19 protein-coding genes and 1 pseudogene are annotated in these 24,550 nt (G+C 40.7%); 9 read left to right on the forward strand and 11 right to left on the reverse strand.

What is annotated here, in order from left to right; genetic code table 11:
- Positions 1 to 5 precede the first annotated feature (5 nt).
- Both KZZ04_RS12355 and KZZ04_RS12360 read right to left on the reverse strand, forming a co-directional pair.
- Positions 6 to 440, reverse strand: coding sequence for a YqaA family protein (locus KZZ04_RS12355; RefSeq protein ID WP_219422864.1), 435 nt, complete (start codon positions 438 to 440; stop codon positions 6 to 8).
- A gap of 65 nt (positions 441 to 505) precedes the next feature.
- A pseudogene (locus tag KZZ04_RS12360) lies at positions 506 to 871 on the reverse strand (DUF4870 domain-containing protein).
- Positions 872 to 1,053: 182 nt separating this feature from the next.
- On the opposite strand from KZZ04_RS12360, the gene KZZ04_RS12365 reads away from it, so the two are divergent.
- From KZZ04_RS12365 to KZZ04_RS12380, 4 genes are all read left to right on the forward strand, one after another.
- Positions 1,054 to 1,755 (forward strand): spondin domain-containing protein, encoded by a 702-nt coding sequence (locus KZZ04_RS12365; protein ID WP_058403703.1) that lies wholly within the window; start codon positions 1,054 to 1,056, stop codon positions 1,753 to 1,755.
- A 10-nt stretch (positions 1,756 to 1,765) separates the two neighbouring features.
- Positions 1,766 to 2,488, forward strand: coding sequence for a spondin domain-containing protein (locus KZZ04_RS12370; protein ID WP_058403702.1), 723 nt, complete (start codon positions 1,766 to 1,768; stop codon positions 2,486 to 2,488).
- Positions 2,489 to 2,574: 86 nt separating this feature from the next.
- Positions 2,575 to 3,300: a response regulator transcription factor gene (locus tag KZZ04_RS12375; RefSeq protein ID WP_138528124.1), complete on the forward strand. Its 726-nt coding sequence runs from the start codon at positions 2,575 to 2,577 to the stop codon at positions 3,298 to 3,300.
- A 10-nt stretch (positions 3,301 to 3,310) separates the two neighbouring features.
- On the forward strand, positions 3,311 to 4,792 hold the full coding sequence (locus KZZ04_RS12380; RefSeq protein WP_138528126.1) for a cell wall metabolism sensor histidine kinase WalK: 1,482 nt from the start codon (positions 3,311 to 3,313) through the stop codon (positions 4,790 to 4,792).
- 46 nt (positions 4,793 to 4,838) lie between these two features.
- On the opposite strand, the gene KZZ04_RS12385 is transcribed toward KZZ04_RS12380, so the two are convergent.
- Entirely contained in the window at positions 4,839 to 7,013 is a 2,175-nt protein-coding gene (locus KZZ04_RS12385) for a S9 family peptidase (RefSeq protein WP_058403699.1), read from the reverse strand.
- A gap of 129 nt (positions 7,014 to 7,142) precedes the next feature.
- Positions 7,143 to 10,610 (reverse strand): S8 family serine peptidase, encoded by a 3,468-nt coding sequence (locus tag KZZ04_RS12390; protein WP_219422865.1) that lies wholly within the window; start codon positions 10,608 to 10,610, stop codon positions 7,143 to 7,145.
- A 236-nt stretch (positions 10,611 to 10,846) separates the two neighbouring features.
- On the opposite strand from KZZ04_RS12390, the gene KZZ04_RS12395 reads away from it, so the two are divergent.
- On the forward strand, positions 10,847 to 11,317 hold the full coding sequence (locus KZZ04_RS12395; protein WP_006792500.1) for a DUF2721 domain-containing protein: 471 nt from the start codon (positions 10,847 to 10,849) through the stop codon (positions 11,315 to 11,317).
- 90 nt (positions 11,318 to 11,407) lie between these two features.
- A complete protein-coding gene (locus KZZ04_RS12400; RefSeq protein WP_058403697.1) occupies positions 11,408 to 11,860 on the forward strand; it encodes a cytochrome c in 453 nt (150 codons plus the stop codon).
- Between the two features lie 70 nt (positions 11,861 to 11,930).
- Here the strand turns inward: KZZ04_RS12400 and KZZ04_RS12405 are convergent, their stop codons facing one another.
- Together KZZ04_RS12405 and KZZ04_RS12410 are read right to left on the reverse strand one after the other, a co-directional pair.
- Complete coding sequence (locus KZZ04_RS12405) at positions 11,931 to 15,074, reverse strand: efflux RND transporter permease subunit (RefSeq protein ID WP_058403696.1); 3,144 nt, start codon at positions 15,072 to 15,074, stop codon at positions 11,931 to 11,933.
- Positions 15,075 to 15,085: 11 nt separating this feature from the next.
- Positions 15,086 to 16,264, reverse strand: a complete 1,179-nt coding sequence (locus KZZ04_RS12410) for an efflux RND transporter periplasmic adaptor subunit (RefSeq protein ID WP_219422866.1) — start codon at positions 16,262 to 16,264, stop codon at positions 15,086 to 15,088.
- A gap of 288 nt (positions 16,265 to 16,552) precedes the next feature.
- Between KZZ04_RS12410 and KZZ04_RS12415 the strand changes: the two genes are divergently transcribed.
- On the forward strand, positions 16,553 to 19,060 hold the full coding sequence (locus KZZ04_RS12415; protein WP_219422867.1) for a zinc-dependent metalloprotease: 2,508 nt from the start codon (positions 16,553 to 16,555) through the stop codon (positions 19,058 to 19,060).
- Between the two features lie 136 nt (positions 19,061 to 19,196).
- Here the strand turns inward: KZZ04_RS12415 and KZZ04_RS12420 are convergent, their stop codons facing one another.
- Positions 19,197 to 19,616, reverse strand: coding sequence for a hypothetical protein (locus tag KZZ04_RS12420; protein ID WP_058403693.1), 420 nt, complete (start codon positions 19,614 to 19,616; stop codon positions 19,197 to 19,199).
- Positions 19,617 to 20,497: 881 nt separating this feature from the next.
- Between KZZ04_RS12420 and KZZ04_RS12425 the strand changes: the two genes are divergently transcribed.
- A complete protein-coding gene (locus tag KZZ04_RS12425; protein ID WP_219422868.1) occupies positions 20,498 to 20,695 on the forward strand; it encodes a hypothetical protein in 198 nt (65 codons plus the stop codon).
- Between the two features lie 423 nt (positions 20,696 to 21,118).
- Positions 21,119 to 21,736, forward strand: coding sequence for a replication initiation protein (locus KZZ04_RS12430; protein WP_219422869.1), 618 nt, complete (start codon positions 21,119 to 21,121; stop codon positions 21,734 to 21,736).
- On the opposite strand, the gene KZZ04_RS12435 is transcribed toward KZZ04_RS12430, so the two are convergent.
- The 4 genes from KZZ04_RS12435 to KZZ04_RS12450 all read right to left on the reverse strand — a co-directional run bounded on the left by KZZ04_RS12435 (position 21,688) and on the right by KZZ04_RS12450 (position 24,472).
- Positions 21,688 to 22,485, reverse strand: coding sequence for a PhzF family phenazine biosynthesis protein (locus tag KZZ04_RS12435; protein WP_219422870.1), 798 nt, complete (start codon positions 22,483 to 22,485; stop codon positions 21,688 to 21,690). The genes KZZ04_RS12430 and KZZ04_RS12435 overlap by 49 nt on opposite strands.
- A 16-nt stretch (positions 22,486 to 22,501) precedes the next feature.
- Positions 22,502 to 22,975 carry a pilin gene (locus KZZ04_RS12440; protein ID WP_219422871.1) on the reverse strand — a complete coding sequence of 158 codons (474 nt, stop codon included), beginning with the start codon at positions 22,973 to 22,975 and terminating at the stop codon, positions 22,502 to 22,504.
- Positions 22,972 to 23,793, reverse strand: a complete 822-nt coding sequence (locus tag KZZ04_RS12445) for a hypothetical protein (RefSeq protein ID WP_219422872.1) — start codon at positions 23,791 to 23,793, stop codon at positions 22,972 to 22,974. The genes KZZ04_RS12440 and KZZ04_RS12445 overlap by 4 nt, the downstream gene beginning before the upstream one ends.
- A 64-nt stretch (positions 23,794 to 23,857) precedes the next feature.
- A complete protein-coding gene (locus tag KZZ04_RS12450; RefSeq protein WP_058403688.1) occupies positions 23,858 to 24,472 on the reverse strand; it encodes a SemiSWEET family transporter in 615 nt (204 codons plus the stop codon).
- Positions 24,473 to 24,550: the final 78 nt, after the last annotated feature.

Below are 24,550 nucleotides of genomic sequence, written 5' to 3' on the forward strand. Positions count from 1 at the left end.
ATAGCTTAAATAAGAGCTTCTATCCCCACGGCAAGGGCAATAACCGCTAAGTAGCGTGCGCCTTTGCCAAGTGTTACTAAAACCAAAAACACGCTAAACTTTACTTTAAAAATACCACCAATGACTGTTAGTGGATCGCCAACAATAGGCAGCCATGCAAACAATAAGCTGTACACGCCGTATTTATTAAACTGATTTTGCGCCTTTTCAAGCCCTTGCTCTGATACCGGAAACCACTTTTTATGTTTAAAGCGTAATACTTGCGTACCTAGCCAATAATTCACACAACTGCCCAATACATTACCCAGCGTAGCTGCGCACCATAAAAGCCAGATGTTTGCGTTTGATTGGGTAATCATCGTTATTAAAACGACTTCTGAGGAGCTTGGTAATAAAGTGGCCGAAATAAACGCACTAATAAACAAAGTAAAATAAAGCATAATGCCCTTAGGCTAAACGTAATAACCCAGCTTATAGCTGGGTTTGCAGAATAATAGCTAACGCTTTATTTTATCAAATTTAAACTCAGTGGGTAATTAAACTCTTTCCCTTCGTTTGCTTTTATACTCGCTAAAACCACCACCACAAAAGCAAATATAGCCACAATAGGAAGTAAAATTACACCGATCACAACAAACATCAACACAAAACAAATAATATAGGCAATGGCCATGGTTATCTGAAAATTAAGCGCTTTTTTACCGTGCTCATTGACCATTTGCATTTCATCTTTTTTAATTAACCAAATAATTAATGGCCCTATTATTGAACCAAACGGCACAATAAAACCAGCAAATGCGCTTAAATGGCACAACATTGCCCATGTGCGCTCATCTTTATTTACTACTTTAACCTGTTGATTTTATTCCATAAAACAATCCTTTAATTTTTATAATGCGGTTTAATTATACACAGTTATATAAGTTTTCTGGCGTATTTATTTACAAAAATCACAGCCTAAATGTCTGTGATAAAAAAGTGATAAGTTTGTGAGAGTTTCTGGAGACGATTATTCAATACTTATCTCGAATCATCACTTACAGGAAATAAAAAATGAAAGCTTCAACATTTACACTTGCAACTCTTTTAGCGGTAGCTAGCCAGTCAACCATGGCTGCAGAGTTAGACTTAACAATAACTAACCTAACCCAAGGCATTCACTTCACTCCGCTACTAGTTACAGCACACAACAGTGAAGATAAGCTTTTTGAAGTTGCAACTGAAGCTTCTACCGCATTACAAACAATGGCTGAAGGTGGCAATATTGCTGAGCTAATGGCACAAGCCACTGCAGCAGGTAGCGATATGGCTGCAAACCCAGCAGAAGGTTTATTAGCGCCATCGTCATCAACCATGACAACACTAATAACGACTGACGGTAACGATTACTTATCGGTGACCGCTATGTTACTACCTACAAACGATGGCTTTGTTGGCCTTGATAGCTGGAAAATACCAACCGAAGCAGGCACCTACACGGTTTATTTAAATGCATACGATGCGGGCACTGAGCAAAATAACGAGCTAGTGGTTGAAGGTTCTGGTGCACCGGGCACGCCAGGTATTCCTGCAGCACCAGGTGATAATGCGGGTACAGGTGGCGCAGGCTTAACAAGTACCGATAGCAACATTAACGTGCATATTCACCCAGGCACATTAGGTGACGACGATTTAACCGCTGGTAATAGCGATTTAAGTAATACGGTTCACAGATGGTTAAACCCAGTGGCTAAGCTAACCGTTACGGTTAAGTAGGAGCGTAATCATGGCATCTTTAAATAACTTTAAAAAAAGCATCGTGGTTGTTGCACTAGCAGCTTCACTTGCAGCCTGTGGCGACAACGATAGTAACGATCCTGTTCAGGTTGTTACACCGCCAACACCTGAGCCTGTAAGCTATACATTTGATGTAACAGTAAGCAACTTAACTGCAGGGCAGCCACTATCGCCAATTGCTGTTATTGCACATACAGAAGGCACACTTTGGCAAATTGGCAGTGCGGCATCGGTTGCATTAGAAACCATGGCTGAAGGAGGCGACAACAGCCAACTGCTTGCATTAGAAAACGCCATTGCCAACGCATCAAGCGAAGGTCCTGTTGGACCTGGTGCTAATACCACGATCACATTAACCACAGACTCACTTGAAGCACTTAAGCTGTCGCTTGCCACTATGATGGTGAATACAAATGATGGGTTTACCGGTCTTAGTGCTTTAGACGTATCTTCATTAGCCGTGGGCGACTCTTTAACTCGCACCACCGTTGCTTATGATGCAGGTACTGAAGCAAATACAGAAGCAGCTGGTACGATACCCGGTCCTGCTGATGGCGGAGAAGGTTTTAATGAAGCCCGTGATGATGTTAATTTTGTAGCAAGACACCCAGGTGTCGTTACAAATGAAGATGGTTTATCTAGTTCAGTGCTTAGCCCTGAACATAAATTTGATAACCCATTAGCAAAAGTGGTTATTACCCGCACTCAGTAATTCGTTTATCAATATCAACCTCGATATACCAGCTTGTAATGGGGAAGTTGGGGAGCATGGAAGCCCCCTTTTTACGAGGATAAACGATGCGTCATGAAAAATTACTCATAGTTGAAGACGACAGAGAAATTGGTAAATTAATTACCACACAGCTTACATCGCTAAATCTACATGTGGATCATGTTGTCAGTGCTGAACTGGCTTTAAAGAAAATAGCTAAGCACCCCTACGGGCTTATTTTACTGGATATAAACCTTCCGCAAATGGATGGATTGAGTTTATGTCGTAAAATAAAAGAACATTACCCAGCCACTTCAGTCATTTTACTCACCGCACTAAGTAGCGACATGGACAGAGTTATTGGCCTAGAAATGGGCGCAGACGACTATATTTGTAAACCCTTTTTTGCACGTGAACTACAAGCCAGAGTAAAAACCCAACTTCGACACAGAGCACAGTTACTTGCGAGCCAAAATACCGATGAACCCTCTGTTGTAAGTGAACAAACCCTTAAAGTTGGCTCATTAAACATTGCGTTTGACTCCCATCAAGTGTATTTGGCCGAACAGGCAATTAACCTAACTGCCACCGAGTTTGATTTGCTGGTGTATTTTGCACGCCATCCTAACCATGTATTTAGTCGCCAGCAACTACTCGATAAAGTATGGGGGTACCAGCACAGCGGTTACGAACATACCGTTAATTCGCATATTAATCGGTTGCGGGCAAAGCTTGAATTGCACCAATCGACACCTATTATAGAAACCGTTTGGGGTGTGGGATACAAACTCAATCCAAGCCAACTTAATTAAGACTTTTATTATGAAACTCTCTTTGTACCAAAAATTAGCAGTGTCGTTAGCCGTTATTTTTTGTTTTATTTGCGCGCTGGTTTATAGCTGGAGTAAACAGCTAGAACTCAACTCTAAACATCATGGCGAACAAAATTTACATTTAGCGCTGGCTGAGCATTTAGTACAAGACAATCCATTGATAAAAGAGGGTGTATACGATTACGAAGCCCTTGAAAACCTATTTCATACTTTAATGTTACTCGGCCCCGCCTTTGAATTTTACTTTGTAGACGAAAACGGAAAAATATTAACTTACTCCGCAGAGCCCGGAAAAGTGAAGCGTACACATATTAATTTAACGCCTTTAAAGCACCTTATAGCCAACCCAAGTGCTACACCGGTTTATGGCGACAACCCAAGAAACCCTGATCAACAAAAAATATTTTCTGTGGCGCCTGTTTTTAATAACAACACATTGCAAGGGTATTTATACGTAATTATTGGTGGTGAGGCATACGACACCTCACTCAATAATATAAAAAGTAACGACTCGTTATTCGTGGCTGCCATATGGCTAGGCTCAGCGCTCGTTTTTTTATTTATTGCGATGCTTATTTTACTGCGATTTTTTACAAATCCTATTCAACGTCTTGCAAAAGATGTGAGCAATATTGAGGCTGCTAATTATAGCCTAACCGATACAAAGCTGAGTATCTATTCAACTCAAAAAAGTAATGAAGTCCACAGCTTAAGCCGAACTATTCAAGCAATGCTCACACGTATAAACGAGCAATTTAAAGCACTAGAACAAGGCGATAAACAACGCAAAGAGCTACTTACTCACTTATCTCACGACTTACGTACGCCACTGGCTTCGTTACAAGGTTTTTTAGAGGTATTAAATCAATCAGGTGACAAATTAAGTGCGCAAGAGCAGCAAGAGTACTTGCTAGTATCATTGAATAACTGTGGCCAACTCAAGCAACTAATAGAGCAAATTTTTGAACTCGCACACCTAGAAAATGGCGAAATAAGTATCAACAAAGAAACATTTAACCTAGGAGAGCTCATTTACGATTGTATTGCTAAGTTTAGTTTGGCCGTAGAGAAAAAAGGCATTAATTTATCGGTTGAGCCAGAAATTTGTGACTTTCCTGTCATTGCCGACATAGCCAAGCTTGAGCGTGTTTTAAGTAACTTAATCGATAACGCCATTAGGCATACCCCGCGTGATGGTAGTATTGATGTACGTGTAAAACGCGGTGACCATAATCAATTATTTGTGCAGGTTTCGGACACCGGCGTGGGTATTAAACACGAGGAGTTACAAGCTATCTTTGATCCCCACTACCAAGCTAGTAATTCTAATACAGCGGACCGCCAACAAGGTGGGTTAGGGCTTGCTATTTGCCGCGGGCTATTAAAGCTCATGGACAGTGAAATAAACGTTCAAAGTGAAATAGGTAAAGGCACTATGTTTAGCTTTAATTTGCCACAAAAAAAGGCGTAACTTAACGTTACGCCTTGGCTCATTACTTAGTTGAATTTGGGTGTGGCTATTTTTTTATACCGGCTAAATCAAGCATAAATGCATAATTTAACGCAGCATCTTCTAAGCGTTTAAAACGGCCAGAAGCACCGCCGTGCCCGGCTTCCATGTCTATTTTAAATAGTAGCTTATTATCATCTGTTTTATAGTCACGCAGCTTCGCAACCCATTTTGCTGGCTCAAAATATTGAACCTGTGAATCGTGTAAGCCTGTAGTTACTAACATATTAGGGTAGTCTTGCTTACTGACTTGATCGTACGGTGAATAAGACAACATATAATCGTAATATTCTTTTTCGTTAGGGTTACCCCACTCGCCATACTCGTTCGTTGTAAGCGGAATAGTTTCATCCAGCATAGTGGTCACCACATCAACAAACGCAACCTGTGCAACCATGCCTTTATAAAGCTCAGGCGCTTGGTTAGCCACTGCCCCCATTAATAGTCCACCCGCACTGCCGCCTTGTGCAAATATGCTGTCTTTTGCACCATACTTTTGCTCAACTAATGACTTAGTTACATCTACAAAGTCGTTAAACGTGTTCTTTTTGGTAAGTAGCTTACCCGCTTCGTACCAAGGACGCCCTAACATTTGCGAGCCTCGTACGTGAGCAATTGCAAATACAAAACCACGGTCAAGTAACGTTAGTCGTGCAGAAGAAAAGCTCGGATCCATGGTTGCACCATACGAACCATAGCCGTATTGCAATAATGGGTTAGTACCATCTTTTTTAAATAGCTCTTTTCGATACACTAAACTCACCGGTACTTTTACGCCATCGCGTGCTGTAACAAAAATACGCTCAGACGCGTAGTTATCTGCGTTAAAGTCACCTAATACGGTTTGTTGCTTCAATAATGTTTTTTCGCCAGTGGCTAAATTAACATCATAAGATGAACCCGGCGTCGTCATACTGGTGTAATACACACGCAGCATATCACTGTTCAATTCGTTATTACCGTACGCATTAATGGTGTACGCACTGTCGTTAAAGCTTAGTGGTAACTCTTTGCCTGATGTTAAATTACGCGCAATCAGTGTTGATTGGCCCATTTCACGTTGTTGATATACCAAGTAGTCATCAAATAACTCAACGTCTTCGAGTTTAATATCCTCGCGAGCAGGGATCACACTTTGCCAATTTGCTTTATCACCGGCTTTATCAATATCAACTTTCATAAGCTGAAAGTTAACCGCATTTAAATTAGTCACAATGTAATAAGTATTGCCTAATTTTGAAATGCTGTATTCAAGGTTGGCTTCACGCTCAATTAAACGCTTAGGCTTAGCGTCTACATCATTTGCACTCAGCACTGACAAACCCGATGCATCGGTACTGCTATGCCAAATATAAATTTCTGAGCCGTCTTTGCTCTTGCTCATACCGGTGTAATAGCTTGTGTCTGTTTCTTCGTAAACAAGCTCATCATCGCTTTGTGGTGTACCAAGCGTATGGCGATAAACTTGGTAACCGAGTAAGGTTTGCGCGTCTTTTTTGATGTAATACACCGTTTTATTGTCGTTCGCCCACACAACATAACCACTGGTGCCTTCAAGCGTGTCTTCTAATAATTTACCAGTGCTTAAATCTTTAATTTTTATGTTGTAAACACGGCGACTCACCGTATCTTCACCATATGCCATTAAGTTGTCATTTGGGCTTACATTTAGGCCGCTAACCGCAAAATAGTCATGGCCTTTAGCTAGTTCATTTACGTCTAAAATAACTTCCTGATCGGTGCCTGCAAAATCACTACTGCGTAAATAAGTAGCATACTCGTTATCGCCGCGAGTTTGCGACGAGTAATAGTACTCTCCGTCCTTTACTGGAACTGAGTCATCATCTTTTTGAATTCGCCCTTTAAGCTCTTCAAATAAACTACTTTGCAGTGTTTTAGTATGGGCGAGCATAGCCTCAGAGTAGGCATTTTCTGCTTCTAAGTAGCTAATGATTTCAGGTGCTTTTCGTTCGTCATCTCTAAGCCAGTAGTAATTATCAATACGTGTATCACCATGAATGGTCATTTCATGGGGTACTTTTTTAGCAATAGGTGCAACCGCGGTTACTACTTGAGCTGACTCAACTTGAACCGTGTTTTTATGAGTTTCTTCGGGGGCTTTATTACAACCACTTAGAATAGCAAGCGAGAGTGCAGCAAGTGCAAAGGGAGTACGTGTCATCAGGCAAAATCCTTATTATTTTTGTTACCTAAATATACCTAAAATTAATACCTTTTGTGATCTAGTTTGTGAAGCTATGTAAAAAGGGAGCCGAAGCTCCCTTTATTTAGTACTTAAGCGTTTTTAAGCTTACTTTTGCTTGCGACGACGCATAAATGCGAACGGTGCAACTAAAAGAGTTAACCAAGCTAATGAACCTGAAGAACTTTTCTTCTCTGGCTCTGGAGTAACAACGGCCGGAGGTACTACTGCAGTTACATTAACAGTTACAGTTACAGGCTCAGAAACATTGCCTCGAATATCAATCGCAACAACTTCCATTTCAGCAGTGGTATCACCTGCTAACATATTGGTGTCAGCAACAACAATTTGGCCTTGCTCATCAACACCTAAACCTATATTGGTGTTTGATTGAACGTAGTACTCAGAAACCGCTAAATCAAACTCAGCTTCTTCAATTGTAAGCGCGCCAACTACTGTACCATCGGCTGCATCTTCAGAAACTGAGAATTCACCACCCACTAAGATAGGCGCCTCAATAGCTGGTAATGTAAGCTCTTCACTTGTCATTGCTTTAATGATGTTAGTGCCAGCACCTTGAGATAAAACAAATGGACCACTTGCAGATACCATTGCTTTTTCACCAGGTAGAAGTGATGCAACAGCTTCGCCAGTTTCAAGCGAAGTCATTTGAACTTCTGGTTGAACACCAAATACAACTGAACCAGTTACACTGTCTGTCTCAGAGAACACACCTGATTGGTAGCTTGGGTAACCCACTGATACTCTGAAGTTCATTGGCTGACCAAGTAACGACCCATCGATGTTCATTAGCTCAGAACAACCAGTAAATGTGATTGTATCTTCACCTGCTGAATGAAGAAGTGGTGTACCCCACGCCCAACCATCGTTGCCAGCGCCGTCAGTAGTACCGATCAATGTACGGCTACGACCTGGTGACGCAGTTGAGCGACCACGGTCATTTAGGTTTTGTAAGAACTGATCAGCAACACCATCATTATCTGTATCGATTTCAACTCTGTAACCTGCTTGGAATGTATGCGTTAGCGGGTCACGTAATTGAATTGATGAAGTGATGTAAATACCTGAATCACAGAAGTCTGCACCAAATGCAGAGAATGTGCTCGACAGAATGTTATACTCTGCCTCTTCCATTGTTTTCTCTGTACCTACTGCAATAATGCTTTCAGCCTGAGGAGTGATTTCAGTCTGGCCAGTATTTTCAAGTACTAATGATACTTTATTGTCAATCAGCTCGGCAGTATAACTTATCTCTGTTGCTGCTTTTGGCATTGCATGATACACAACATGTAAATCGTGGGTTGTATCTGTTGACGCATCATCAAATACTAACGCACCATCAAACTCAATCGATGTTAGTGCAGCACTACGAGCAGCAATATCATCAGCACTAAATGGATTCTCTAATTCCCATGCAGGTAGTTTACTTGGGTCAACCATCATTGTGATGTCAAAGTTTACAGCTTGCCCAGCAGGGATTGTTACTGACTCTGGGAAATCCCAGCTAACAGCTTCAGTTTCTACGTCGCTTTGGTAACGTGCTTCAGTACGAAGGTTGTATGTTTTCGCTTCAGCAGAGAAGTTTTTCACAGTGACTGTTTTAGTAATAGAACCGGCTTCTGCAAGGCTCACTAAACCATAAGAAAGCGCAGCTTGTTTTGTATCAAACTCGGCATTGTGTACCCATGCTGCAACAGGTAAGTTAACAGCTTTAGTCACATCTACTAAACCAGCACCTATCATACTAATAGGCGCAAGCTCTGAATCAGGATTGATAGCAAGAGGTTCGTTAGTTACTTCAAGGTTTGCCGCGTTCATAATCGTTGCTTTAATTTCAAACGCATTACGATTTGGGTGAGCTTCACGGATCATAGCAACCGCACCGGCTGTAATTGGACCTGAGAACGAGGTACCCGACACAGGGTTAGTGCCAGTTTGAGTTCCTGCTGCTGCTACGTCAATACTTGTACCTGGCGCTGTAATTTCTGGTTTAAGTAAACCATCCATTGAAGGGCCGCGTGATGAGAATGTTGCCACAGCACCCGCTGTTGTTTTAATCTCAACACTAATATCAAATGTTGCAGGGCCGCCAGCTTCTAGCTGTGCTTTTAGTGCAGCACCCGCTGCAAAATTAATCCCAACGTTTTTAATAGTTACGGCAGCATCAAAACCACCCATTGGGGCTGGTGTGCCGTCGTCAATGTTATTTGCAATAAATACAAACTCAGCACCTTTAGCTTGTGCGTTTAGTACTTTTTGTGTGAATGCACAGGCACCACGGTCTATAAGTACCGCTTTGCCTGTAAAGTCAACATCTTCTGCAAAAGCATCACAGCCGTTTTGATTTGCTGTAGGGTATACTAAATCAATATCAGCACCTGATAGGGTAAAGCCTTCTTGTGGGCCAAAACCTGACGCTTGAATATCGCCTTCAACGCCTGCAACTGTTCCACTTGCAATACCAACTTCTGTTGTTGGGTGTGTCATTGCACCAACAGACAGGGCGTTAGGGGTTGTACTTGGACCACCAACACGGAATGGGTTGTCACCATCGTTACCTGCAGAAATTACCATGTTAACACCCAATTCAACAGCACGTTGTACTAGGTATTGTGTACCACCACCAGTATAAGTGTCACCAAATTCACCACCAAGAGACATGTTCATTACGTCAACACGATCTGAAATATCCCCATCACCGTTAGGATCCATTGCAGCCTCTAATGCAGCTGCTTGTGCTGCACTTGGACAACCACCACCACATACAGAATATGCGTATAGCTCAACCTCTGGTGCAATACCGTTTACAGAGTTTGCAGATGATGTACCGTGATTTGTTGGATCACCTGTTGACGGTGAATTTGCAGCGTCATTTTCAATTGGATCTGCATCATCACGAATGAAGTCATAACCACCTTGTACAATGCCTTGTGGCCATGTAACCGTTGTAGGATCTTCTTGTGCTGCTAGGTATGCTTCAACAGTACCTGCACCGCCAAATGCTGCGTGAGTATAGTCAATACCTGTATCCAGTACTGCAACGCGCTGGCCTTTACCGCTTACAATACCATCAGTAATTAATGGTTTAGCGTTGATATAATCAGAGCTTGCTGCAACGTGAAGTTCACTGTCAAACATTGGTAATACTTTTGCAACGCGATCATCTTTTGCAATCTGCTTTAAAGCTTCAGGTGTTGCTTGAACTATTAACGTTGGAGCAAGAATTTTTGTTTTGCCAATTACTTTTGCATCAAAATCTAAGTTGCTCAACTCTTCAGTCATTATGTCTTGAAGCTGCTCAACCTGAGCTGTTATTTCACGGCTACTTGAAGCCTGATAAGTTCCAGCGGTTACTGCATCCACAGATGTTGCTGCTTTAAGAACAATCATATGAGCCGAAGGCTCTTTTTTGTCTGCTGCAACTTCAACAACTTGCTCTACTTTTTTGTAGTTAACATTTGCTTTTGGTAATTCAGCGGCACTTGCAAGTGTTGCCACAAATGCGCTAGAAACAGCCGTCGCTATCGCTGTCTTTTTTATTATATTGTTACTCATGAGTTCCCCTAGGATATTTTATGTATTATTGTAGTCACATTAATAAAGCAAATTACAATGTATGAACGAATATAAAACGTTCATTACCCACCAAGCAACACTTTGGTTACAAATAAGCATAAAGCATACAAAGAACACAAATAAAAAAACACCAAGCCACTGATATATATAAACAAAAATACATTTCACTTTTGTGAATATTTGTAAACAAAAACTGCATTATCACTAGGTACTTTATGAATAATGATGTAATCAACATTTTAACTATGGCTAAAGTAATACAAACAGCCGTTGCACCCGTGTTTTTAATAACGGGTATTGCTGCAACCCTTGGCGTTTTATCAAACCGCTTGGCTCGTATTACGGACCGTGCGAGGCAATTAGAGCGCAAGTTAAAAGTAAGCACCGATGAAGATTTTAATAAATCACTCGCAACAGAACTTCGCGCTCTATTAAAACGATCCCGCTGTATACACATAGCTTTTAGTTTAAGTGTTTTGAGCGCTTTGCTTGTATGCGCAGTGGTTATGCTATTATTTTTGTCGCATATTCAATCAATAAACTTAGGCGTTACTATCGCTAGTTGTTTTGTGGCCGCTATGGCGTTGTTAATATGTGCGTTTATGTCGTTATTAGGTGAAGTTTTCTTAGCAACTCGCAGTATGCGACGAGGGATGATATTTGCTGATATTGATATGAACGATTAACTTTTAGTTAATTTTTCTGTATTAGCTTGAATAAAACCAATAGCTAAGATACAAAGCGATAGTCAAAAAATAGTTAACAGGGGCAATAATATGAAATTTAAAAAGATTCTAGCGGGTGCATTACTAACAACATGCGCGCTAAGTGTATCTGCAAACTCTGCGTTTAAAGAGCCAAGCGACGCGATTGAATACCGTCAAAGTGCATTCTCTATGCTATCAGTTCAAATTGGTGATATGGGCGCAATGCTTAAGGGCAAGGTTCCGTTTGACGCTGAGCAATTCAAAATGCGTGCTAATAATGCTGCAGCGCTTTCAAAAATGCCATGGGAAGCGTTTTATGCAGGAACAGACAAAGGCGATACATCGGCACTTGCTGCTGTGTGGTCTGAAAATACGGTATTTGTTGAAAAAGCCAATGCGTTTGCGGCAAACGCAGACAAACTTGCTCTAGCTGCTCAATCTGGTGACAAAGCAGCTATTGGTAAAGCCTTTGGTGCATGGGCTAAAGGTTGTAAAGATTGCCACAAGCAATTTAAAGACTAATTAAAAATTAATAAAAACAAAAAAGGACTAAGTGTTAACACTCAGTCCTTTTTTTATTGTTTAGCAAAAATTAGCTATCAACTGACACTTCTACACTTCCTCGTTTAAAAATACGTCGGTAAGTGTTTTTAAATAATGCCCCAATATCACCTAATATAATGTACAAACAAGGTACAAGAATAAGCGTAATTAGGGTTGCAAACATAACTGCAAACCCCAGCGCAACCGCCATAGGTATTACAAACTTAGCCTGTAGGCTCGTTTCAAACATAATAGGCAGTACACCTGCAAACGTAGTGATTGAGGTGAGCAATATTGCTCTAAAACGCGCACAGCCGGCTTCAATTACGGCGTTTCTAACGCTAACCCCTTGCTTTCGCACCTGGTTTACATAATCAGTCATAACCAAGGAGTCATTAATTACAACACCCGCCGCAGCAATAAGACCAAAGCCAGACATTAAGCTCATATCAAGGTCAAACCAATAGTGCCCCCAAATAGCCCCCGTTAAGCTAAACGGAATAACCGACATAACAATAAGCGGTTGTGAATAGCTTTTTAGCGGTACAGCGAGCAGTATGTAAACTAATATCATGCCTCCTGCAAAAAACAACATTTGCTCATTGGCTTGCGCCTGTTGCTCTTCAATGGCACCACCAAGTTCTGATTTAACGCTTGGGTATTCTTCTTTAAGCTGTGGTAATAAGTTATCTTTTACCTGTTTAACCACTTCGCCCGGTTCAATTTGCTCTTCATCAATACTGCCGTACACATAAACAGTTCTGTACCCACCTTCACGGCGAATGTAGCTAATACCAGGTGTTTCGGTTAGCTCAACCACATCACCCAATAACACTTCGCGCCCAGTTGGCGTGGTCACCACAGTATGTTTGAGCGATGAAAATGCTTCGCGTGTGAGTTTAGGGTAACGAACCATCACACGGACTTCTTCACCATTTCTAATTACGCGTTGTGCTTCGCCACCATAAAAGCTGGCTCCCACTTGATTGGCAATACTGGCAAGATCTAACCCCAAGTCAAATGCAACGGGTTTTAAACTCATTTGCACTTCTTTACTGGCTGGGTCTATGGTTGAGCTTATATCAAACAACCCTTCTTGCTGTTGAAGCAATTGAATAAAACGGCGCCCAGCTTCGTTTAATGTATCAATGTCAGACCCAAATAGTAGATAACCAAACTCTCCTCCACCGTTGCCGCCACCGCCGCCTACGTCGTCTTGGATAGTTAACGATTTAACACCTGCAATAGTAGGCATGGCCTCACGCCATCGGCGCGACAATTCAAACGCATCGTAAGGGCGTAAGTCTTCATCAACTAATGGGGCTAATAATTGCGCTTCAGTACGGCCTTGGTTAAACACGAGTAAGTCGCGGATAATTTTTTGACCTGTTTGACGCTCTGTTTCATTGTCTACCTCAAGCACCATCGCTTCTATTTCACGAATAGCATTAATAGTTTGAATGTCGGATACGTTGTCATTCATTTCAATATTAATTTGTGGGAAATCATGTGGAACTTTAGGTGAAGGAATAGTGCGCACCTGATTTGAAGCAATTAATGCAAAAGTAACGACTAATAAAGCAATAAAACTAAATAAAACAGTCCAACGCCATTCAACACACTTGGAAACAAACCGTTTATATGGGCCATTTACAAAACCAAAAAAGTGGGTATTAAATCTATCTCGCCAGCCACCTTTTTTTATAGGGGTAAAGTGTGTGTGTGCAATATGCGCAGGTAGTATGAGTTTCGATTCAATTAAGCTAAATACCAAACACAGCATTACAACAACAGCAATACCGTAAAAAAAGGCACTTTCAGGCCCGCTCGAAAGCGTAAACGGCGCAAATACGGCAATGGTAGTAAGTACACCAAACGTCGCTGGGGTCGCTACACGCTTTGCACCACGTACAACGTTATCGACACCGCCGCCACTTTTTTCAACTTCGCTGTATGCGGCTTCGCCGATGACTATGGCGTCATCCACCACAATCCCTAGCACCATGATAAACGCAAATAACGAGATAATATTTATGCTAATACCAAATAATGGCATCACCATCATCGCGCCTAAAAAGCATACCGGTAAACCTATCATTACCCACAATGCCAACTTAAAGCGTAAGAATAGCGACAACATAATTGCGACTAAAATCGCACCTTGAAGAAGGTTTAATTTCATCATATCTAAGCGTGCATTTAGGTAGTACGTCATATCCATTAAAGGTTCTATACGCACACCCGGTGGGAGCTCTTTATTTTTTTGATCAATATACGCTTTAACCGACTCAGCTACCGGAATAATATTTTGTGATTGCGTTGCTTTTACTGATAAATAAACAGCATTTTCACCATTAAACTTAAAATAACGCTCACCTTCAGTAAATTGATCTTTAATTGTAGCAATATCTTGCAGCAAAACTTTGGCACCATACTCGCCAATTTTTACCGGAATTTGTCTAAATTCTTCGCCTGAATAAAACTGGTTTTCAACACGAACTGAAATAACACCCGCATCCGTTTTTAACTGACCTGCCGAAAAGTTAGCAGAGTAACGACGCACAGCATTCATAACATCTGAAATTGTTAAATTGTACTGGCGTAATGTATCTGGATCGATTTCAATCGCTATTTCATCAAGCGGTACATCATTGACCACAAGCGATACATTCGATAATTGCAGCAATTCATCTTCGATATTGTTTGCTATCGGCTTAAGCTCAAATAAAGGCAAGTCAGCAACCAGTGTCATGCCTATTACATCTTGTCTAAATTCAATCTGACTTATGGTGACCGGTTCCATCCCAGCTGGAAAAGTAGCTATACCGTCAACACGCAATTTTACTTTATCAAGCACATCGGTGAGCTCTGCGTCTGTATGAATTTCAAGACTTGCAGAGCCGCCGTTTCTAAATGCGCGATACACGCCTTTTTTTATTTCGGTAATATCTTTAAGTGATTCTTCAATTTTTATAAGAATACTTTCTTCAATTTCCTGAGGAGAGGCACCTGGGTAATTAGCGTTTACGTTAATATAGTTAATTTCTATATTAGGAAACATTTGTCGCTGAATCGTTTTGTAGCTTAAAAAGCCCATAACAATAATAAACAACATCATTAAGTTTGCAGCAACCGAGTTATTAGCAAAATAAGCTATTAACCCTGTTTGTTTTGTTTGTGTTGATTCACTCATTGTATTACACCTTAAAGCTGTTGCGTATTTGAGGTGCTCACATCAGAGCTTTCAGGTGCCGGTTGCGCACCTGCTATTTTAACTTCCATTCCCTTTTGAGGGTATTCTGGTAACGTAACCACCAGCTTATCGTCAGCTTTTAGGCCACTACTAATATAGAAGTACTCGCCTTCTTCTCGTATTACCGTTACTTTTCTTGGTTCAAGGGTTTGGTTTTCACCAACGACCCAAACGGTTTGGTTGTTAACAAGCGCCTGGGGTAAACGATAGATATTATTTAATGTCGTACCGGCAAAATTAACCTTTACGTAACTACCAAACTTAATTGCTGGCTGCTTATTTTTAAGGCCATACGGGTCTTCAATTCGCACCACTAAACTGCTCATACGTGTTGCGTTATCTACAATGCCTAAATCGCGGTCAATAACGCCTTCACGGGTAAAGCTATTAAGGCCTTTTTGAATAACGGTTGCAGTAATCCCTTTAATACGCTCAGGCAAAAACACACTATCAAAGCCTGCAATAGGAATAATAACTTCAGCCGTTTCTATATTGTTTAACTCAGCAACTTGAGAGCCCATTGTCACGTATTGACCCACACCTACATTACGGCTCACAATAAGTGCATCGTAAGGTGCTTTAACATCACAGTTTTCTAAATCGCGCTGCGCACGTTTTAATGCTGCTTGTGCTGATTTAACATTTGCTTGCGCACTAAGCACTTGAGGCTTACGTAAAAATAAATCGGTACGCGCTTTACTTGGAAAGCGTTTTGCTTCGTCTTCAGCTACTTTTGCTTGCGCTTGTTCTTCAATTAAACCCGCTTGGGCGCGAGCAAGTTCAGCTTCAGCCACGAGCACTGCAGCTTCGTAGTTATCTTTTTCAATCGAAAATAAGGTTTCACCACGCGCTACAACCCCACCGGCAACAAAGCTCGGATGCCAACTCAGTACCTCTCCCGATACCTGTGCAGACAGTTGTGTATTTTCCAGCGGTTTTACTTCACCATAGCTGTTAATTATAACCTGATGGTCGTTAGCCGAAACCGGCTCAACTTGAACGGTTGGTCGCGTATCAACTAACGCCTTTTTTTCTTGCTCACTGGCAAGCGCGTTTATTGCTTTAAAACCAACAACCCCTATCGCAAGCGCAACAAATGGAAAAACCCATCTAAGTGAATTTGTTTGCATATCCTAATTACCCCAAATTTCTATTAACGCCATAATAACAGAGCTTAATTAAACAATTACGTGACATTTGTAAGCAACTGTTACAAATGTGCATTAATTATACTTCTCATAATGAATTGTTTAATTATAAATTAGATTATATAGCCATAAAATTATATTTTGTTACAAACTTTTACTATTTAAAATCAATACATTAAATAAAAAAGGTATTATTTCATCGATTTGTTGTACGAAACAAATTGAAATTACGTACAGTAAAAATAAATTAACAAACGAAAAGATGACATTATGAAACTAACCACCCTAACTCTTGCGCTCAGTATTGCCCTAAGCGGCCATGCTTTTGCCGATGACAAAAAAGACGAAAAAAAACCAAAAACATTAAGTGAAATGATCAAAGGACAAACCGAATTTGCCGGTGTATTTAACCTGTATCAGGACGAAAAAACGGGTAAGCACTTAATGGTCATTAACGAATCACAGCTTGATACTCCTTTCGTTTATTTTGCTCATACTGTTGATGGGGTGACTGATGCAGGACACTTTCGTGGATCGTACCGTGAAACCAAACTCATTGAGTTTAGAAAGTACTTCGACCGTATCGATATTATAAGTAAAACACCTCGTTATAAATTTGACGAGAACAGTGCCATTTCAAAAGCCAGCAATGCAAACATTAGTGAAGCCGTGCTTGCGAGTATTAAAATAGAAAAAGAAGAAGACGGTAAAATTGCATTTAACGTCAATAAGTTATTTTTAAGTGAAGCACTTCATAAAGTATCTCCAACTATTAACCCTGCAGATAAAAATACTAAAAAACGTTTTAAAGTAGGCAAACTAGACAGCAAAAAGTCGCGCATAATTAAACAGCGTCCTTACCCTAATAATTTAGACGTTGTCGTAGATTACGTATTTACCAATGCAAGTCCAACCGTTCGTGGCTCTGGCGCAATAAGTGACCCGCGTAGTGTTTCGGTGAAGGTTCAACATTCATTTGTAGCACTTCCAAAAAACAACTACCAGCCTCGTTTAGACGATGCGCGTATTGGCTATTTCACAAATCAGTTTGATCAAATGACGTCAACTGATTGGACGCCTTACGAAGATGTAATTAAGCGCTGGGATTTACAAAAGAAAGATCCAAGCGCTGCACTTTCAGAGCCTGTAAAACCAATTACATGGTGGATAGAAAACACCACACCAATAGAGTGGCGCGATACAATAAAAGACGCCGTACTTGCATGGAATAGCTCTTTTGAAAAAGCAGGCTTTAAAAATGCCTTAGAAGTAAAAGTACAACCTGATGATGCCGACTGGGATGCAGGCGACATTAATTACAATGTACTGCGTTGGACTTCATCACCTAAGCCTCCCTTTGGTGGCTACGGGCCTGCATTAGCAAACCCGCTAACAGGAGAAATACTGGGCTCAGACATCATGCTTGAGTTTGTATTTATGAAAAATCGCTGGATTTACGACACCCTTTATACTCAAGGCGCTATGAGCCACGGCAATAATACACATACTGGTGAATTAAACTGCTCATTAGGTCATGAAATTCAACAAAACCTTATGCTTGCAAAAGGCTTAGCTGCTGGCGACAGCATTGAAGAAAACGAAATGATACGCCAAGGGTTAACACAGCTTATTCTGCATGAAGTAGGCCATACATTGGGCCTTAACCACAACATGAAATCATCTATTTTGTGGGATGAAAAAGAAGTCCACGATAAGAGTAAAACTCAAGGTATCGTAACGGGCTCAGTAATGGATTATGCACCAGCTAATATTGCGCCAATTGGCATGCAGCAAGGTGATATTTTTCAAACTAAACCAGGTCCTTACGATGACTGGGCTATTAACTACGGGTACAGTGCAGCACTGGCTGATGCATCTGCCGAGCAAGCTCGTCTGAATAAAATTCTTGCGCGCTCTAGTGAGCATGCATTAGCGTTTGGTAACGATGCTGACGACATGCGTGCGCCGGGCCGTCATATCGATCCCCGTGTTATGATTGGTGACTTATCATCAAACCCAGCAGCCTATGGTGCAGACCGTATGGCACTTATTAATAAACTGTTTACTGAGCTTAAAGATAAAGCCACTGTTGAAGGCGACTCTTACCAGCAACTTGTCACCTCAGCCAATAGCTTATTTGGCCAATACAGATCGCAGGCAGGTATTGTGTCTCGTCAAATTGGTGGGGTGTATGTAGAGCGCGCCGTTGTAGGTGATGCAAACGCCGACAAACCTTTCACCCCAGTGCCACTTGAAAAACAAACCCAAGCCATGGAAATTTTAGCCGAATACGTGTTTGCACCTGATGTATTACAAAGCATGCAACCGCTTTATAATTTCATGCAGCAACAGCGCCGCGGGTTTAATCACTATGGTAAAAATGAAGACCCTAAACCTCATAAAATGATTTTAGGAATGCAAAAGTCTGTGCTTGCACAACTATTGCATCCGGCGGTTTTACTGCGTATTTCAGATACCGCGCTATACGGAAACGAATATAGCTTAAATCAATTTATGGGGGATTTAACAGCGAGTATCTTTGTTAAAGACGCAGAAGCCAGCTCAATCAGTCATAACCTACAAATTGAATATGTAAACCAACTGATCGCCATTGCAGGTTTAGGCAAACCAAGTAAGTTTGATAACCTCGCTAAAACGGCTGCGTTATATCAGCTAACCGAAATAGCGGATACAAGCCTGTCATGGGGCGCAGATACCGCAGCTAAAGCACATAAAAAGTACATTGATCGCTTAATTGCAAAAGCACTAGAAGCGTAAATAGTTGTAACAAAAAAAGGCCGCATTGATTGTGGCCTTTTTTATAAACTTAACTCAAATCACCATTAAAGGTAAATTGTGCCTTCCATATCAGATAATAGCCCCAGTTAGGGCTATTGATAAATTCAAATGTTCTCTACTTTGGCATTGTTGTTGTATCTTTTGGTATTCTTACCGTTGTTACTTGGACGTCTAGTAAGTTACCATCTGCATCTCTGTAAGTAGTAATATAAACAACGACTATTTCTGTTGGAGTTTCGTAAGAGGTTGATGTTGTTCCAACACCTGGAACGGATGATAGTGTATTTATCATTCCATTGTTGTTTATTATTCTCTTAGCATTGATCGGTATGTCATCTACAGGGATTACTTTTTCTATATCTCCGTTCGAGTTTTTAGCTACTACATGCCAACCAGCATTAAGTTTAATAATTTCAGTACACTCATATGAGCAATTTATAGTTTTATTTTTTATATGATTTTCAACAGTTGCTGATGATACTGTGTGAGATAAGAATATAGATAGCGCAATACATATGGGTAAAAAAGTTTTCATTAAATAGTTCCTTAATTTTGAAAGTGAAATCCATTCACAAGATTAGCAGTCAATTATTGTAAATCAAGTTTAATAATACAGCTCATGCTGTGCGTGTAACTTTTCCGTGTGCAATTTTATTTAACCTTTGAATTATAAGGTCTCTAGGTTGATCTCACAGTGTAACCTAGAGCCCTTGTAACGCGATATTATTGTTGTAAAGCTACGCTATTGCTAATGAGGTAGTGATGTTTTGCTAATGCACCCTTTTACACTCCAAACTTAATAGGCACGCCGTCGACAGTCGCGTGCAAAGGATTTAACCCTTTTTAAATCTTCTCTTAACTGCATTTCGGATAAGTGCGACTCTCTTCGTTTTCTTCAGGGGCTCAAAAAAAAGTGATATTTTTAATTTTTTTGCGCCCGTTGGAGCTAATTAATTCTGATAGCCTAAATCTAGGCCAGGAATAAGCCAGGCTAAAAAGAGAGGAGCCAATATGAAAATTGAAGTCGATTATAACGTTAAATTAAAGGGTAAATTCGTTATTGATTTAACATTAGTGTTAGCGGTTATTCAGTTTGTGGTGAGTGCGTTTAATTGACAAGGTGACAAATCGCCGTGAGTCGGTAAAAGCTACATATCACCCCAGTGGTTGAGGTGTATGGCAGGATAGGCCTTTCAGGCCAAAATGTGATACACCCCAACTTATTATAAAAAATAACTAATTTTAGCGGCTAAAATAAAATATAAATAACGTACATATATCGAGTTTATCGTGTTTCATATGGTGTAAATAATGGTTAAGTTAAGGGCAGGACAGGTGAAGTAGGCCTACTTCAAAATAGTTAATTCGCCTGTGGCTCAAACAAGTTTCACCGGTGAAACTTTAGGAGATTTAAACATGACAGAAGAACACAACATCGATACGCTGTGTGATGCAATCAATCAGGATTTAAGTAGTAAGCGTGTGCGTCATTTTTATGCGCAACTGCAGGGAGAGAATAATAGTCCACAGGAAGGCGAAGCGGTTGAAGCATGGCTGGCCGAGCAAATACCCTTGAACGTGCCTATATGGGTATCAAAAAAAACAGACGTCTGAGGGGCACAGCTAACGCGCGTTGCTTGTTTGGCACGTAAAGCCGTTCAGAAACCGCCTGAGAGCGATTCTAAGCCGTTTTATGTGCTTGGTTAGTGGATTTGCGCGAAAGGTCTATAATGGCGTATTAAAAACGCTATTTAGCGCGTATATGGCGAAGAAAAGGTGTTTAACATAATGCCCGATATCGGCTATCGCGACCTTTTTGGTGGTTCAGGTGGATTTCGACTCCAAACGCGCCTTTTTGGCTGTCTTGCTGTGTGCTGTCATTTGGCGTAACCTAAGCCCTAATAAAACAAAACCCCGATATTCATTACCAACTTGGCGGGCGGATATGAATAATCAGGGTTCGAGATAAATCTCAGAGAGAATGATAACACATGGATCATACTTCACAAGCCAAAACCGCCATAAGCGCGGTGGAAATTGAATAGCAACGCCCAACAGCTCTCACTCTTTGAGCAGCGTTTACCCAAAAAACCGTACCATACCGATGAGTTCGCGAATGGCTTAGCGATTGCGCGTGCCCAGAACGCGATTAAATCACGCTACATCCAAGCGAATGGCCCGACGCATAAATACTGGTTAGTGTTTGACGTAGACAAACCGAATGCATCCTTAGATTGGTATGATTCAGATGCACCCGCACCTAATATCATTGCAACCAATCGTGAAAATGGCCATGCACATTTGATTTATGGCCTTGAAGTCTCTATTCGAACTGCGCCAGATGGCCGCAGTGCGCCACTTCGCTACGCAGTAGCCGTAGAAAGTGCGCTGAGAGAAAAACTCGGTGCCGATATAGGTTACGCTGGCCTTATTTGTAAGAACCCTTTAAATCCACATTGGCAGGTCTCTACATGGGAGTCGTGCTTATATAATTTGGATTGGCTCGCTGATTATGTCGATTTGAGCGCCTACAGTGGTCGTAAACGACTCCCTGACTACGGGTTAGGGCGTAACTGTAACTTATTCGATTATCTTAGTACGTGGGCTTACAAGGCGATTAGGCAGGGGTGGCCGGTTAAATACCTAACTGCATGACCTGTTAATGTTACCGTTGACTCCCCTACCTCGCACTGTAAATGCCCACCTCGGCTAGATGCCTGATAGGCAGTTAATTGTGTTTTACCTAACAATTGTGCCCAGTATGGAGCAAGCCCTGTATGAATAGAGCCCGTAACATAATCTTCATCACCGCCGCTGGCTGGCCAAAAATAACGAGAAATAAAGTCGTATTCATCACTAGGTGCTGTTGCAACTACATCGTGTGGCCCTAACATCTTTAATACTGCAGAGTCGGTAGTTAAGTTCTCTACCTGTTTAGCCGATTCATAAACTGCAAAGTAAGCTTGACGATTTTTAAGTACCTTAACAGGTTGTATAGACAAGCCATTTAACAATGCCTGTGGCGGGTTTTTAACCTCTACTGGTGCTTGCTTAGGGAATGTCATAGCAAAGCTGCCATCATTGTTTTTATTAACAATAAGCTCGCCTACTACATCAGCTATAAACCGGATTTGCGATACATCATGTTCTTCACATAAAACATATGCAGTAGCTAGCGTGGCATGGCCACAAAAGTCTATTTCCATTAACGGTGAGAACCAACGAATAGCAAAACGGCCATCGGTTTGCCTACAGGTAAACGCAGTTTCAGATACGTTGTTTTCAGCGCCTATATTTAGCATTAGGTCATCATTCAACCACGACTCAAGTGGGATAACAGCTGCATAATTGCCTTTAAATAAAGCGTGTGTAAACGCATCAATTTGGTGAATAGTTAATTGCATTAGCTTCCCTTGTATTTTAAATACACGCCGAAGGTAGTAAATCTTTTGGCACTGAGGTTTTATTTTCACCAATCGCTTTCATACCTGTGACTGGCTGATCAAAGCCGCACAACCAAGAAATTGGGCTCAAAGGGCTACCTTCAACAACAGCTGGTCTAAACGTCAATGTTGTATTTTGTAAAGGCCGAGATGCTTTGTTACCTAAAGTAATATGTATAGCACCGTTTTTAATAGTAATTCCCGTTACCCTATTCCCTATTAAGTATTGACTAGCAGGCACACCCGCTTCTTCATTATTACTAGGAAAACGTTTATTCTCGAGGTAAAACACAGTTACGTCTTCTCTTATTGCAGCCGCCATAGCAAGGGGATCAACAAGCTCTGCCTTTTGCATGTATTTACTGTATTGAGGCAATGCTACAGCAGCCAAAATACCAATAATTGATACAACCACCATTAACTCTATGAGCGTAAATCCTTTTGCTTTCATAATACTTCTCCATACATAAATAGTGGTTTATAGGCCGCTGAAACAAACAAATAAATAGAGACAACAATCACTGCACCATAAACGATTATAAGTTTATTAATAAAGTATTTTGCGCGCTGATTAAACTGTTTTAACTGCTGCTGTAACAGTACTTCAAACTCATTTTGAGCATTTAACCCCAGCGCTTCACACTCATATAAATGCTTTGTTTCTGTGGTTGTAACACCTGAATTTACTGAGCTTAATGGAAAGAATAAAATAGCAATTAGTGTTTCGTAGTTTTTGACTAGTTTTCGTGGGAAAAACACTTTAAACAAGCCTGAAAACGGCTTTAACTCACTCAATATACTGGCGTTTTTGAGCTTTAAAATTACGCTGAGTATAAAACTAAGCAGCAAAAATAATGATATGATCGGAACATACCAATAGCGAAAATAGCTATCAAAGATATTGTGATCATGTTGTTGATTCATGCTGTACATGTCTACAAATGCAGGGACAACAAAAAGTTGGTAAAGAAGAGAAGATAAACAAAAAAACGCAAAAACAAACGTCAAATAAACAAGCCAGCCTTTATGCTCAAATTTAAAATCGTTGATTAATTTGGGTAAACACTGGTAATAAGTTGCACTTTTTTGTGCGGCTACTTCGTCTTGCGACACAACACCCGCAACTAGCATTTTTGCAAGTTCACTATCGTCGTTATCGCCTTGATATATATTCAGACTCGCCTTTTCACTTAGTCTTAGCTTATCGCTTTTGCTTAACTGTGCTGAACTATTTATTCGGCATAAATAGCCAAATTGCTCCCAATTCATACTCTATCCTTTGAATAACGATAAAGTAACATGCCATATATTTACCTAAATATAAATGAAAACATTAAGCCATTATCGGTCGCATTTTATAATATTGCATACAACCAAATTGCACGGCATTAGTCAGCAACAACATGATAAACATAAGTAAGTGTGAAGTACTTGGTGTGGTATTTGTTAACTCAACAACTAAGCCGCAAATGCCCGCTATAAATTGCAAACTAAAATAACGAGCACTTAAGTTACTTACATCACCTGTGCGCAACGTTTTATAGGTTTGTGGCATTACGCGCACTGAGCTCATCACCAGCCCTACGTAAGTAAGTGAATTAAGCACCCATGCGGTATCAAAGTTTGGGCTTAATAACAGCGAAAACGGCATAAGCGAAAAACCAAGCATGAGCAACAACTGAAGACGCTCTTGCTTTGCGGCGTTGTAACGGGCAAAAAAGTACAAGATCAAGCCGCTTAATACGCCTGTTACAAAAAAAGGTAAAGCAATAAAGTATCGCTCAAAATAAATGTTATACGTTATGAAATAGAGACTTTGTGCGACTCCAAATGTCATCATCAGCAAAGATAAACCAGAAACACTTCTGTTTTTTCTAATTTTATTTAGCAATGGTAAAAAGCTAAAAAGTAAAATAAATGAAGACAAAATAGGCAAATAGTGCGCCAAAACAACCTCGCTGTTACATAACGATTACTTTAATTACTTAATAAAAACATTTATTAAACATCTGTTTTAAAAGGCTTT

This window comes from Pseudoalteromonas sp. CR1 (genome assembly GCF_019392235.1).
Classification (GTDB): Bacteria; Pseudomonadota; Gammaproteobacteria; order Enterobacterales; family Alteromonadaceae; genus Pseudoalteromonas.